At 66.2% G+C, this 13,308-nt stretch carries 11 protein-coding genes; 5 read left to right on the forward strand and 6 right to left on the reverse strand.

Annotated features, from left to right (window positions below):
- Positions 1–87 precede the first annotated feature (87 nt).
- Positions 88–1,509 (forward strand): matrixin family metalloprotease, encoded by a 1,422-nt coding sequence (locus AC3WUF_RS08785; RefSeq protein WP_492424560.1) that lies wholly within the window; start codon positions 88–90, stop codon positions 1,507–1,509.
- On the opposite strand, the gene AC3WUF_RS08790 is transcribed toward AC3WUF_RS08785, so the two are convergent.
- The gene (locus AC3WUF_RS08790; RefSeq protein ID WP_492424562.1) at positions 1,506–1,895 is read right to left on the reverse strand and encodes a hypothetical protein; all 390 of its coding nucleotides are present in this window, start codon (positions 1,893–1,895) and stop codon (positions 1,506–1,508) included. The genes AC3WUF_RS08785 and AC3WUF_RS08790 overlap by 4 nt on opposite strands.
- Positions 1,892–2,368, reverse strand: a complete 477-nt coding sequence (gene bcsD, locus AC3WUF_RS08795; protein WP_492424564.1) for a cellulose biosynthesis protein BcsD — start codon at positions 2,366–2,368, stop codon at positions 1,892–1,894. Before bcsD ends, AC3WUF_RS08790 begins: the two co-directional genes overlap by 4 nt.
- A gap of 178 nt (positions 2,369–2,546) precedes the next feature.
- Here bcsD and AC3WUF_RS08800 point away from each other — a divergent pair, with 178 nt between their 5' ends.
- Both AC3WUF_RS08800 and AC3WUF_RS08805 read left to right on the forward strand, forming a co-directional pair.
- Positions 2,547–4,103, forward strand: coding sequence for a glycosyl hydrolase family 18 protein (locus AC3WUF_RS08800; RefSeq protein ID WP_492424566.1), 1,557 nt, complete (start codon positions 2,547–2,549; stop codon positions 4,101–4,103).
- Positions 4,104–4,180: 77 nt separating this feature from the next.
- Positions 4,181–5,533 (forward strand): hemolysin family protein, encoded by a 1,353-nt coding sequence (locus AC3WUF_RS08805; protein ID WP_492424568.1) that lies wholly within the window; start codon positions 4,181–4,183, stop codon positions 5,531–5,533.
- On the opposite strand, the gene AC3WUF_RS08810 is transcribed toward AC3WUF_RS08805, so the two are convergent.
- The 4 genes from AC3WUF_RS08810 to AC3WUF_RS08825 form a co-directional block, all read right to left on the reverse strand.
- A complete protein-coding gene (locus tag AC3WUF_RS08810) occupies positions 5,530–8,055 on the reverse strand; it encodes a hypothetical protein (protein WP_492424570.1) in 2,526 nt (841 codons plus the stop codon). The two genes, AC3WUF_RS08805 and AC3WUF_RS08810, sit on opposite strands and share 4 nt — an antisense overlap.
- A gap of 110 nt (positions 8,056–8,165) precedes the next feature.
- Positions 8,166–8,813 carry a glutathione S-transferase family protein gene (locus AC3WUF_RS08815; protein ID WP_492424572.1) on the reverse strand — a complete coding sequence of 216 codons (648 nt, stop codon included), beginning with the start codon at positions 8,811–8,813 and terminating at the stop codon, positions 8,166–8,168.
- Positions 8,814–8,871: 58 nt separating this feature from the next.
- The gene (locus tag AC3WUF_RS08820) at positions 8,872–9,990 is read right to left on the reverse strand and encodes a fatty acid desaturase family protein (RefSeq protein WP_492424574.1); all 1,119 of its coding nucleotides are present in this window, start codon (positions 9,988–9,990) and stop codon (positions 8,872–8,874) included.
- Positions 9,991–9,999: 9 nt separating this feature from the next.
- Entirely contained in the window at positions 10,000–11,070 is a 1,071-nt protein-coding gene (locus AC3WUF_RS08825) for a ferredoxin reductase (RefSeq protein ID WP_492424576.1), read from the reverse strand.
- 143 nt (positions 11,071–11,213) lie between these two features.
- Here AC3WUF_RS08825 and fabR point away from each other — a divergent pair, with 143 nt between their 5' ends.
- Entirely contained in the window at positions 11,214–11,876 is a 663-nt protein-coding gene (gene fabR, locus AC3WUF_RS08830; RefSeq protein ID WP_492424578.1) for an HTH-type transcriptional repressor FabR, read from the forward strand.
- Positions 11,877–12,087: 211 nt separating this feature from the next.
- On the forward strand, positions 12,088–13,251 hold the full coding sequence (locus tag AC3WUF_RS08835; RefSeq protein ID WP_492424580.1) for a serine hydrolase domain-containing protein: 1,164 nt from the start codon (positions 12,088–12,090) through the stop codon (positions 13,249–13,251).
- The last annotated feature ends 57 nt before the right edge of the window (positions 13,252–13,308 follow it).

Consider the following 13,308-nt stretch of genomic DNA (forward strand, 5'->3'; position numbering starts at 1 on the left):
CGATTTCCCGGCGTTTGGAGTCCGCTGACTCGTTGGTCACATTGCGGGGCCTAAGCTGCGTCCGTCCTTCATATCGCGAGACTGCCTGTGACCCGTGACCACCGCCCGGCCGCTCTGTTCACCGCTCTGACCCATTGCTGGCGGTATGCGCTTGGCGCACTGGCGCTGATCCCGGCAACCTCGGCCCTGGCGATGAGCTATGTGCCGATGACCGACGAGGCCTTGTTCGACAAAGCCGATGTCGTCGTCCGCGGCATCATCGTCGATGCCCGCGGTGCCGCTGGCCGCGAACTCGACGAAACCAGCTACCGCCTGCAGACCCGTGAAGTGCTCAAGGGCAGCGTCGAAGCCGGAGATCTCGATATCCGCCTGCCCGGCGCCTACGACCAGAGCGCCCGCGGCGCGCTGATCGTCCCCGGCATGCCGCGCTTCGCCAACAACGAGCCGGTGCTGCTGTTCCTCGACAAGCGCAACGATCGCAGCTACAGCCCGAGCCAGCTGCTGCTCGGCGTGTTCCGCGAGCGCAACGACGTGACCAATCAGTCCGTCCTGGTCCAGGATCTCGAACAGGCCGACGCGATCGAACCCTCCACCGAGCCCCACGAGTTCCACCGGCATCGCCGCACCGAAGGCTTTGTCGAGTGGTTGCGGGATCGGGTCCGCGGCGACCGCCACCACGGCAACTACTGGACCGACAACGATGTCGGCCCCGGCGGCAAGTTCCAGCTCTCCAGCCCGCAGGTGCGCTGGTTCGAGTTCCAGGCCGGCCAGAGCGTGCCGATCTACGCCAACGAGACCGACACCGGCATCGAGGATCTGCAGGATGCGATCAGCGCCTGGAACAACGCGCCGGGCAGCAACATCGCACTGGTCTACAGCGGCATCAGTTCGAAGACTTCCGGTCTCGACATTGCCGATGGCATCAACGAAGTGCTGTTCAACGATCCCAACAACGAACTGCTCGGCAGCTTCGACTGCCTGCTCGGCGGACTGGGTGCGTACGGCAAATGGCGCAGCCTCGGGACGCGGACATTCAACGGTCAGAGCTACGGCGTGATCACCGAAGGCGACATCGTCGTACAGGACGGGATTTCCTGTCTGTTCAGCGGCCGCCGCAACGCCAACGCGGCGGAACTGCTGGCGCACGAGCTTGGCCACGTGCTCGGTCTCGCGCATTCCTGCGGCGACGGTCTGCTCGGAATCTGCACGCCGGGCAGCTCGGCGGACAACGCGCTGATGCGTCCGACCCTGCATGCGGATGGCCGCGGCGCCAGCCTGAGCTCCGACGACATCGCCGGCGTGGGCGTGCTTTACGCCCCGGTTGTCGGCGGTGGTGATGGCGGTGGTGGCGGCAACGAGAATCCCGATCCGGGCGCATCCGGTGGCGGCGGTGCACTCGATCTGGAGACGCTGCTGCTGATGCTGTTGAGCGGCATCGCCGGCTGGGGCGTATACGCCACGGCGGGGCGTGCGCAGCGCGGCTCGAATTCGCAGAACAAGTGGCGCTAGCGCGCCGACGACCTGTGCGTTTCCAGCGCCTGGAACAGCGCCTGTAACGGTCTCGAACCGGCTGCCGGTGCCGGGTGCGCGGCCAGAACGGCGTGGCGCTCCGGAATAGCCAGATGCAGTGTCGTCTGCCCGGTCGCGTCCAGTTGCCCATGCTGGCGCAGCCGCTCGAAGGTGCACGCCAGTGCGCCATCGCCGGCCGCGGCATTCTCCAGTGGCGCGTATTCGTCGATCGAGAACAGCGGCTGCCGCCCGGCCTGAGCGGCGGCTGGCGTCATCCCGCGACGTGCGGCCGCAACGGCAATCGATACAACTTTCGGCTGACTCTCACGCTGGCTCATTGAACGTCCCTGCATCCCCAAACAATGGTTGTCGCCTTGCACGCTCATGCGAACGCCGATTCGTGAGCGAAGCGGAAACGCAGCACTTCGCTGTTGACCGCATCCGCGGCGATCACCTCGCGGACATCGAGCAGTTCGCTCGCGCCGAGCTGCCGCATCCAGCCGGAGAAAACACCTTCGAACAGGCCCGGCGCCCAGCTCATCGCCATTTCGCCGAACCAGCGCTTCAACGGCGTGCAGCCGTGCACGAAATCGATCGAACCCGGCTTCGCCTCGACCGTCACCCAACCCCAGTTCATCTCCGACATCAGTGCGTTCGCGCGCTGCTCGAACTGATCTATCGTCTTGATGTCGCTGATCGCATACTGCTTCGCCAGCCGGTGGCCGGCCAGATACGCCAGAGAGCGCAGCTGTGCATCGGAGACATGGTTCGAGAACGCGGTGGTCAAGGAACGCAGCACCGGCTCCGTCGACTCAAGCGGCGGCCTCTTCGAAAGATATTCGTACGTCCTGGCATCCATCACAGCGGCCTCCCGATCGCTCGCGACGAGTCGATCTCTCCTCTGATTTCATGGGCGTCATCATCGGTGTTTTCGATCCTGAAATATCTACGACTTAGGTCTTGGTAGGATTTGTTTAATCAGGCATTTTTTACGACAGGCAGTCCTGGTCCCAATCAGTTCGAAAATGAGCCCGACAATGCTGAAATCCCCGAATGCGCTGTGGCCTCGAGTGAAGTTACTTGCCTGCGGCATTGCAGCCGCGGCCAGCCTCTCCGCCTGCGGCGGTACGGACACCGGGCTCAACCTGCCTCCAGCGGTCAGCTTGAGCGCGACACCGGCAAGCCTGGCCGTCGGCGCGACGCTGACGCTGAGCTGGAACAGCAGCAATGCGCAGAGCTGCCTCGCCGGCGGCGACTGGACCGGCGCGCGCGCCACCAGCGGCAGCGAAACCCTGACCGCAAGCACGGACGGCGTGCTGCGCTTCACGCTGAGTTGCAGCGGCCCCGGCGGCAGCGGCGATGCCGAAGCCAGCGTGACCGTCGGCAACGGCATCACGGGTCTCTGGTCCACCGGCTACTACCCCGCTTATGCCACCGCGCGGATGCCGATCGCGCAGATCCCGTTTGCGGCAATGACGCATGTCATCCACTTCGCGCTGATCCCGACGCATGCCAGCGGCACCGGCACGGTCGGCAGCACCGCGGGCGAGGTCGGCACCCTGAGCGATCCGTTCGAGCTGCTTGACCAGGCGGACGCCCTGGTCGCCGCGGCACGGCGCAACGGCAGCAAGGTCCTGCTCGGCATCGGCGGCGACACCAGCGTCGACGCGCCGCTGGGCTTCCAGCAGGCACTGGCCAGCAGCGCCGGCCGCGCGCGCCTGATCGACAGCATCACCGACGTCATCGCCGACAAGGACTACGACGGCGTCGACGTCAACTGGGAATCCCTGCGTTTTCCGGAAGACGTTGCCGCGCTGCGCAGCTTCATCGGCGATCTGCGCGATGCGCTCGACACGCTGTCGCCTGCAACGCGCCTGCTGCTGACCTACCCGGCCGGCACCGCGTCTGACTTCGACAACTACGCGAACACGGCCGCGCTGCTGGCGCCGGTCGCGGCGGACATCGACCAGATCAATCTGCAGACCTATGTGATGGGCGGCCCCTACCAGGGCTGGGTCACCTGGCACAACTCGCCGCTGCGCGCGGGCGACTGCGTGTTCAGCACGACCGGCACCCCGCCGCCGACAGTCGCCAGCACCGTGCAGGCCTTCACCGCCGCCGGCATCTCGCGCTCGCGCCTGGGCATCGGCATCCAGCTCGCCGGCGTCGACTGGAAAGGCGGCAGCGGCACTTCGACCGGCGGCGTCAGCCAGCCCTGCCAGAGCTGGGATTATTCGGCCACGCGCCCCAATGGCCAGGACATCGGCGCGCCGGACTACGCCAATTGGCAGTTCATCGACGTCGCCGACGTCATCCGCAACTACACGCCTGGTAACGGTTACATCGAGCAGTTCGACGAAGATGCGCAGATGCCTTGGCTGAGCCGCGATCGCGCCGGCAGCGCCGACGATCATTTCGTCAGCTTCGAGAACGCATCGTCGATTGCCGCGAAGGCGGACTATCTGCGCGAGGAAGGTCTTGGCGGCACCATCATCTTCGAGATCACCCAGGACTACCTCCCCGAGCGCGCGACGACCGACGCCCAGCATCCGCTGATGACCGCCATCCGCCAGAACATCCTCGATCGACCCTGACGCCGAGCGCGGCGGCAGCGAGCGTTCGTGTAGCCTATGCGCCGGGGCTTTCCGGGCTCCATTCCACAACCTGAAGAATGAGTTCGACTGACACCTGGTTTCTGCTGTTTGCGTTTTTTCTGGTTCTGCTCAACGGCTTCTTCGTCGCCGCCGAGTTCGCGATCGTCAAGCTGCGGCACACGCGCGTCGCCGAGCTGAGCCGCCTGCACGGCGTTCGCGGGCGCCTGCTGGCGACGGTCCACCGTAACCTCGATGCCTACCTGTCGGCCTGCCAGCTCGGCATCACGCTCGCGTCGCTCGGTCTCGGCTGGGTCGGCGAGCCCGCCTTTGCGCATCTGCTCGAGTGGCCGCTGAAAGCGCTGGGGGTCGACGACGACCCGGAAACGATTCACCGGATCGCCTTCATCGTCGCGTTCGCGACCATCTCGTATCTGCACATCGTGCTCGGCGAGCTCGCGCCAAAATCCGCCGCGCTGCGCAAGCCCGAGGCCATGTCGCTGTGGACGGCCGCACCGCTGTTCGTCTTCTACTGGCTGATGTATCCGTTCATCTGGGTGCTCAACGACAGCGCCAACCGCGTGCTGCGCCTGTTCGGGCTCGGCAACGAAGGCGGACACTCGCACGAAACGCCGTACACGCTCGAAGAGCTGCGCGTGATCCTGCACATGTCGCATTCGGCGGCCGAACCGCAGACCGCGCAGGTTTCGGAGATGAACCGCATGCTCGCGCACACGCTGGAGCTGCCGCAGCTGCATGCGAGCGATGTCATGCATCACTTCCGCGAGCTGATCGGCATCGGCACCGGCGAGAACGCCGAATCCGTGCGCCGCCATCTGCAGACGCACCGCTACAGCCGCTATCCGTACATCGACAGCGTCACCGGCGAGATTCTCGGCGTGCTGCACTACAAGGACATCGCGCTCGAAGGCGACGGTCCGGATTACGACGCGCGCCTGCGCCGTCACCTGCTGCCAATGGAACGCGTCACCGAGGACTTCCCGATCAGCACGCTGCTGCGCCAGTTCCGTCTCGGCGCGCCGCATCTGGCGATCGTCGAGGACGAGGACAAGCAGCCGGTCGGCTTCGTGACGATGGAAGACGTGCTCGAAGCCATCTTCGGCGAGATCCTCGACGAGCATGAACCGGGCCGCAAGCTGCGCAGCAAGCGCGTGCCCGAGCGCATGCCGGACGGCAGCCTGCTGGTGCGCGGCGATACGCCGCTGTTCATGCTTGAGCGCGAACTCGGCGTGGAGCTGCCGGAATCGCAGGAGCTGAGTACGGTCGCCGGCCTGCTGATGGAACGCCTCGGCCACGTCGCCAAAGTCGGCGACGAGATCGACGTCGCCGACCATCGCGCCCGCGTGCTGCGCATCAAGGGCTCGGCGATCGAGGCGGTCAGCCTGACGCTGCGCGCCGAGGACGCAGACTAGCGCGTCATCGCGGTCGTCGGCGCCGGCAGCGGAATCTGCGGGCAGCTCAGTGCGTCGAACTCGACGCCGAGCACGTCGATCAGGCGGCCATCCTTGCGCAGGAAATGCGCCTTCTGGCAGCGCCCTGAGAATTTCTTCGCCGAGTCGTCATGCGGATCGCGATCGAGCGGCGGCTCGGGTCTAGGCGGCAGATTCGCAATCGGCGGAATCGCGCTGCGCTCGTCGTCCCACAGGATCATCGCGCTGCCGCGGGTCTGCACGTCGTTCGCGTAATCGAGGACCGGCAGGCCGAGCCCGCGCTCGATGTCCGGATGGCGCTGACCGCTGCCGAGATTCGTCGCGACGCGATCGCTCATCGCGAAATCGGCGGGAATGCCGATCGTCCGCGCCATGACTTGCGCCGACCATTCGGTGACCTGCTGGTCGCCGAACTGCGGGTCGAGCTTGACGGTCTTCGTCGCACCGCCGAAGGCGCTGTTGTCGCTCAGGTGCGCGGCGTAGCCATCGTTCTCGGAACGATCCCACAGCATCTGCATCATCGAGAACAGCAGCTGGCGATCGAGCGAATCCTGGTAGGCGGCATACAGCACGATCGCGTACTGGTCGAAGTCCTTGCTGCGATTGAGCAGCGTCGAATAGTTCATGCCCAGCGAGCCGAGCGCACCGCGATGCAGATCGCGATCGGCGGCCATCAGCACGCCACCGAGAATGCCGCCCTGCGAGTTGCCGTCGTAGAAGACTTCGCTGCGGTCGTACAGCGGCCGGCCGTCGGCACCCTGAAACTCTGGCCGCGATGCGAAGCCCTGCGGATGACGCAGCAGGCGCGTCAGGAACATGAAGTTGACCATGCCCTGCTGCGACGCATCCGGCACGACCGGGAACAGCGAGAGGTCGAGCAGCGAGGTCAGCACGTTCGGCAGATCGCCGGTCGCGAAACCGAAGAAGTCGACCGCACAGAACAGGTAGTTGAACTCGCGCGACAGGTCCGGCACGCCGTCGTAGTTCACCGCGGCGCGCGAGTCGAGCAGACCGTGGCCGTAGATGCCGGCGCGCGCCGGATTGTCGGGTGTGGCCTGCGCCGGAATCTGGCACAGGTAGCGCGTCGTCATCGTGCCGCCCAGCGGCGCCGGCCCCGGCAGGCGATCCGGCAGGCCGTCGCCGTAGCGGATGCCGAGCGGATCGTCGAGATTGCTTGCGTCCGCGGTGCCGCCGGTCGGCGCGTAGTACAGACGGTTCGGCGGCAGGCTGCCGCTGGCGACGAGGCCGCCGACGGTCTCGAGCAGATCGCAGGCCGCGCCGGTGGCGTCCGGCAGCTGGTCGCAGGCGGCGTTGAGCGTCTGCGCGATCTGCGGATACTCGGCCGGTGAAGGATCGCCGATCACCATGTAGCTCGGCACGGTGATCGTGCCTTCGATGCGCTTGACGATGCCCTCGCGCGGATCGGCGGTGACGCTGTCGACCGTGAACTGCGGCGCGGCGCATGGCGCCGCATCGTCATGGCTCAGGCAATCCGCGTCCGGATTCTGCGCCAGCGTCTTGAACGCCTCGTCACGCATGTGGCGCAGGCGGCCGATCTGGCTCTGCGTGCTGGCGACCGTAAAGTCCCAGGCCAGATAAACGCTGCCGCGCTCAATGCCGGCAGCTTCGAGCACCGGAAACACATCGGCTTCCAGTTCGCTGCAACGCGCCGCGACCTGCGGCAGGCTCGTCTCATGGCCGTCGCGGCACATCCGGAAACCGGGCTGGGCCATCAGGCGCTGACCGTCGGCATCCTTCAGATTGCGCAGCACGACGACGTAGCGCTTGCCCTCTTCGAAGTTCTTCGCCGGACGGATCAGCAAGGCCGCGCGCGGATTCGGATTCGGGATCGCGAACTCCGGCAGCGGGATGCCCTGGAACTCGCCATGGTTCTGCAGCAGCGTGCCGGCGGTCGCGTCGAGTTCGCTGAACACCAGATGCGGCACCGGCGTGGCCTGCGGCGACTCCGGGACTTCGAGCACGAGAATCGGTGCGCCGGGCTGCAGCGACAATCCCGGATTGACGATGCCGATCCGCTCGGCCGGCAGATCGAAGGTCGCGGTCAGCGACAGATCCGGCACATAGGTCATCAGCAGTGCGCCGGGCGAGAAGCCATCGTTGCGATTCCATTCCGCCGGATTCACCGGCAGGCCGGCGACGTTGCGCGGCGTGGCCGTCAGCTGCAGGTTGACGCGCCGGCCGGTGCCGCCGCGCTCCTCCGACTGGATGCTGCCGGCGGCCGCCGCAACGGTGAAGTGATTGTTGGGAAACGGATACAGGCAGTTCGCGGCATCCAGCACATCGCAGCCGCGCAGCGAGGCATCGAGCGCGGCCGGCAACAGCTCGGCGTCGCTGGGCGCTGGATCAGGGCTGGCGGTCGGCTCCGGCGTGGCTGACGGTGTGGGCGTCGGCGTGCCGCCGCCGGCGACATCGACGCTATGCGAACAGGCCGACAGCAAGGACGCAATGACGACTGCGGCCAAGGCCGCGCGACGAATCTTCATGGACAGGCTCCCCCGAACCCGGACGGCGCCGTCGGATGGGCGCCTTGATCAGGGGAGACGGTATGTCGTCAGCCTGCGTCGTTCAATGAGTTTACGCGCCAAGCCGGCACCTACTGCGGCGCGTTTGCCCACTCGGTCAGCCCTTCGCGACGGTAGAGCTCGACGAACGACGGCAGCGCGCGCAGGCGCTGGATGTACGCCGCCGCATGCGGCCAGGTCGTCGCCGGCTTCGGCATGTTGCGCGACCAGCGCATCAGCATGACCGCCAGCAGGTCGACCGTACTGAGCCGACCGCCGACGAGATGCGATCTGCCGTCGGCGAGCTGGGCGTCGAGCTTCGCGTAGGCGCCTTCGATACGCGTGCGCGCGAGCGCCTTGACCGCGGCGGCGCCCTGCGGATCGCCATCCTTCTCGGCGTAGAACCAGTCGCGCATCGCCGGCAGCAGGGTGTTGGCCAGATAGACCATGGCTTCCAGCCAGGCCGCGCGATCCTTCGATCCTGGCGCCGGCGCCAGGCCCGCTTCGGGATGACGTTCGGCCAGCAGCATCAGCAGCGCGGCGGACTCCGTGCGCGGTACGCCGTCGACGATCAGCGTCGGTACGCGTCCGGCCGGGTTGAGACGCAGGTATTCCGGATCGCGCTGTTCGTTGCGATCGAAGTCGACAGGCCGCGCCTCGAAGGACAGGCCCATCTCGAGCAGCATCCAGTGCACACACATGCTGGCCGTGCCGGGGCTGTAGTACAGGATGTAGCTCATGACCGCGAACTCGCCGTGCTGTATTGAGGCAGCACTATAGCCGCGACCCGCCGTTCGCTTAAGCGGCGGCGGGCTCGCGCGTCTCGGCGACCAGCAGGTTCGGATTGCGCACGCGGCTCGGCAGCGCATGACGCAAGATGCGCCAGGTCACCTGACCCGATTGCGACAGCAGCGAGCCGGTGTTGTAGCGCTGGCCGTAGCGCGCGCAGATGTCGCGCACGACCGGCGCCATCTCGACGTAACGCCGCGCCGGCAGATCCGGGAACATGTGATGTTCGATCTGGTGGCTGAGGTTGCCCGACATGAAGTGCAGCAGCTTGCCGCCGCTCAGGTTCGACGAGCCGCGCAGCTGGCGCAGGTACCAGTGGCCGCGCGATTCGTTGATCACGCAGCTCTTCGGGAAGGTCTCGGCGTGCGCGGTGAAATGACCGCAGAAGATGATCGTGTAGGTCCACACGTTGCGCATCAGGTTGGCGACGATGTTGCCGAGCAGCACCGGCAGGAAGAACGGCCCGGCGAGCAGCGGAAACACGACGTAATCCTTGATCAGCTGGCGGCCGATCTTGCGGCCGACCGGCGCGAATTCCTTGCGCATCTGCGCACCGCTCATCTTGCCGGCGAACCAGCGGCCGAGGCGCACGTCCTGGATCGCGACGCCCCACTCGAACAGCAGCGCGAAGATCGGCGCGATCAGGGGCTGGGTCAGGTAGAACGGCCGCCACTTCTGTTCCGGGAAGATGCGCAGCAGTCCGTAGCCGATGTCGTCGTCCATGCCGCGCACATTCGTGTACGTGTGATGCTTGAAGTTGTGCGTCTTGCGCCAGTTGTCGCTGGTGCCGACGATGTCCCACTCGTAGGTCTTGCCGTTGAGGTGCGGGTCGCCCATCCAGTCGTACTGGCCGTGCATGACGTTGTGGCCCAGCTCCATGTTCTCGATGATCTTCGACAGGCCGAGCAGCAGCGTGCCGAGCACCCAGGCCGGCGGAAACAGACCGAAGAACAGCAGCGCGCGACCGATCACTTCGAAGTAGCGCACGGTCTTGACGACGCGGCGGATGTAACGCGCATCGACCTCGCCCAGGTCGGCCTGCGTGCGCGCGCGCAGCGCGTCGAGTTCGGCACCGAACTGGTCGAGTTCCTCGACGGACAGCGGACGATTGAGTGCGGGCTGGGTCATGTCAGTTTTCTAGAGATCGAGAATCAGATCGGAGACGGCGCGGTTGACGCACAGACGCAGCGCACTGCTGCGCTCGGCGCTGTGGTCGCCGGTGTTGAGATCCTGCGTGGTGCCTTCGAGCTTGCCGCAGGCGCAGGTGTTGCAGATGCCCATGCGGCAACCATAGGCCGGCTTGATGCCTTGCGCTTCAAGCGCCGGCAGCAGCGCCTGGCCGCGCGGCACTTCGATGCTGCGGCCGCTGGCGCGCAATTCGACGCGCACGCTGCCGGTCGCTTCGAGCGCGATCGTCGCCGGCGGCGTGAAGGCCTCGGCATGAAACCGCTGCGCGCGTCCCGCTACCAGCTCGCGCGCCTGCTGGACAAAGCCGGCTGGGCCGCAGGCATAGACCTGCTGCTGATCCAGGGCCGGCGCCAGTCGCTGCAGCAGATCGGCGCTCAGGCGCTCGCCCAGCTCGTCACCCATGCGCAGCGTTTCGCGCGTCAACACGACATGCAGATGAAAATTCGAATGCTTGGCCGCCAGCTCGCGCAGTTCGCGCAGATAGCACAGCTCGGCACGCTGGCGCGCCCAGTAGATCAGCGTCAGCTCGCCGGCCGGCTTCGCGGCCCAGGCGCGCGTCAGGCTCATCAGCGGCGTGATGCCGCTGCCTGCGGCGAGGAACAGCCAGCGGCCATTGATCGCGTCCGGCCAGGTCATTTCGCCGAAGGCGGGACCGAGTTCGAGCACATCGCCGACGGCGACGCGCTGGCACAGATGCTCGCTGAGCTTGCCGCCCTCGACGCGCTTGACCGTCAGGGCAATCCGGCGGTCCTTGCGCGGCACGTCGGTCAGGCTGTAGCTGCGCGTCACCCGGCTGCCGTTGACCTCGGCGCTGACGTTGACGTGCTGGCCAGGCTGAAACCCGCGGAAATGGCGGTTCGGCTTGAGCACCAGCGTGACCGCGTCGAGCGCTTCGACGCGGCGTTCGACCACCCGCGCCAGCGAGCGCGCCCACGACCAGGCCGGATTGAGTTTCGCCGCCCAGAAGTCGAAGACTTCCGGCGCAATGAAGGGCCCGAGCAGGCGGCCCATCGGGCTCATGGTGGCAGCAGTCGTCATTAAAGGCAGAGCGCTTCCGGCGGTTGAATGGCGGCCATTATACGGGGGGCTGTACAAATGTCTATACAACTGTATATTAATAGTGCCGGCTATCCTGCTGGCACCCTCCGAGCGCCTTGAGTCCCGTGACGGCCATCAGCCCCCTTGCCAGCGAAAAGGTCCGCGCCCTGCCCGGCCGCAAGGCGGCGATTTCGCGCGAGGACATCATTGCCGCGGCGCTCAAACTGCTCGGCCCGCACCGCAGCGTCTCGACGCTGAGCCTGCGCGAAGTCGCCCGCGAAGCCGGCATCGCGCCGAACAGTTTCTACCGGCATTTCCACAACATCGACGAACTGGCGATTGCGCTGATCGACCTCGCCGGCCGCTCGCTGCGCGAGATCATCGGCTCGGCGCGTCAGCGCGCAACCATCGAGCGCAGCATCGTCCGCAGCTCGGTCGAGACCTTCATGGAACAGCTGGGTGCCGACGAGCGCCTGCTGCACATCCTGCTGCGCGAAGGCACGGTCGGCTCCGATGCGTTCAAGCAGGCGGTCGAACGCGAGCTGCAGTTCTTCGAGGACGAGCTGTGCATCGACCTCGTGCGCCTCGCCGAAGCGCACGGCACCGGACTGTCCAATCCCGCCATCACCGCCAAGGCGATCACCCGCCTGGTGTTCGCGATCGGCGCAACGGCGATGGACCTGCCGCGCGAGAAGCACGCCGAGATATCAGAACAGCTCGCAATCATGGTGCGCATGATCGTCGTCGGCACCCAGACGATGGCGGGCAACCAGTCGATCCAGCCGTAAGGGTTTCCAACACGTAGCCCGGGTGAAACCCGGGGACTACGCCTGTGGAGAATGCGCGAACCCGGATTGCATCCGGGCTACGGGGCTGCAGATATGAATCGGAGCCTCCCTGGCGTTCCGAATCAGCGGAACAAACTACCTGTGCGGGTAGTGCCCGCCGGGACCGCATCCCGGAAGATCGCGGTCAATAAAACAACACCGGAGAGAGAACATGGCCCTGAAAGAAGCGCTGGACGGCGTCCTGCGCCAGGCGGCAGACGCTGGCGAAGTCCCGGGCGTGGTCGCCATGATCACCAATCGCGAAGGCACGCTGTACGAGGGCGCGTTCGGCAAGCGCAGCCTCGGCGGCGCGGCGCCGATGACGCTCGACACCGTCGGCCTGATCGCGTCGATGACCAAGGCCCTCACCTCGGTCGCGGCGATGCAGCTGGTCGAGCGCGGCAAGCTCGATCTCGACAGCCCGGCGTCGCGCTGGCTGCCCGAGCTGGACAAGGTCCAGGTGCTCGAAGGTTTCGACGCCGCCGGCAAGCCGCGCCTGCGCGCACCCAAGACGCCGATCACGCTCAAGCATCTGCTGACGCACACCTCCGGCTTCACCTACGAGTTCGTCAGCGAAGACATCCAGAAGTACCAGTCGGCGACCAACACGCCGGGCTTCATCAGCTGCGCGCTCGACAGCATCCGCCTGCCCTTGCTGTTCGATCCGGGCGAACGCTGGTCCTACGGCGTCAGCACCGACTGGGCCGGCCGTGTCGTCGAGGCCGCGAGCGGACAGAAGCTCAGCGAATACTTCGCCGAGCACATCCTGGGCCCGATCGGCATGAAGGACACTGCGTTCCGCTTGCGCGCCGATATGCGCGAACGCCTCGCGAAGATTCACGCCCGCGTCGAAAGCCAACTGGTGCCGATCGATCTGGAAGTACCGCAGCAGCCGGAGTTCGAGATGGGCGGCGGCGGTCTGTACGGCACGATGGGCGACTACCTGAAGTTCGTGCGCATGGTGCTCAATCGCGGCCAGGCCAACGGCCAGCAGATCCTCAAGCCGGAAACCGTGGATCTGATGATGCAGAACCACCTCGGCACGCTCGACGTGCCGCCGGTGCGCAGCGCCAACCGTCAGTTCACCAACGACATGCCGATGCCGCCGGACAATCCGCAGAAGTGGGGTCTGGCCTGGATGATCAACAGCAAGACACTGCCGACCGGCCGCCGCGCCGGCAGCCTGATGTGGGCGGGCCTGGCGAACTCGTATTACTGGATCGACCCAACGACCGGCATCGCCGGCGTGCTGATGACGCAGATTCTGCCGTTCGCCGACATCAAGGCGATGCCGCTGTTCCTCAACTTCGAGTTCGCGACCTACCAGAATCTGTAGCGCCCGCCGACTGGAGCAAACCCGGCAGCCTGCGTTAGCCTCGACGCAGGATCTGCC

The sequence above is a fragment of the Fontimonas sp. FW305-C-3 genome (assembly GCF_058783185.1).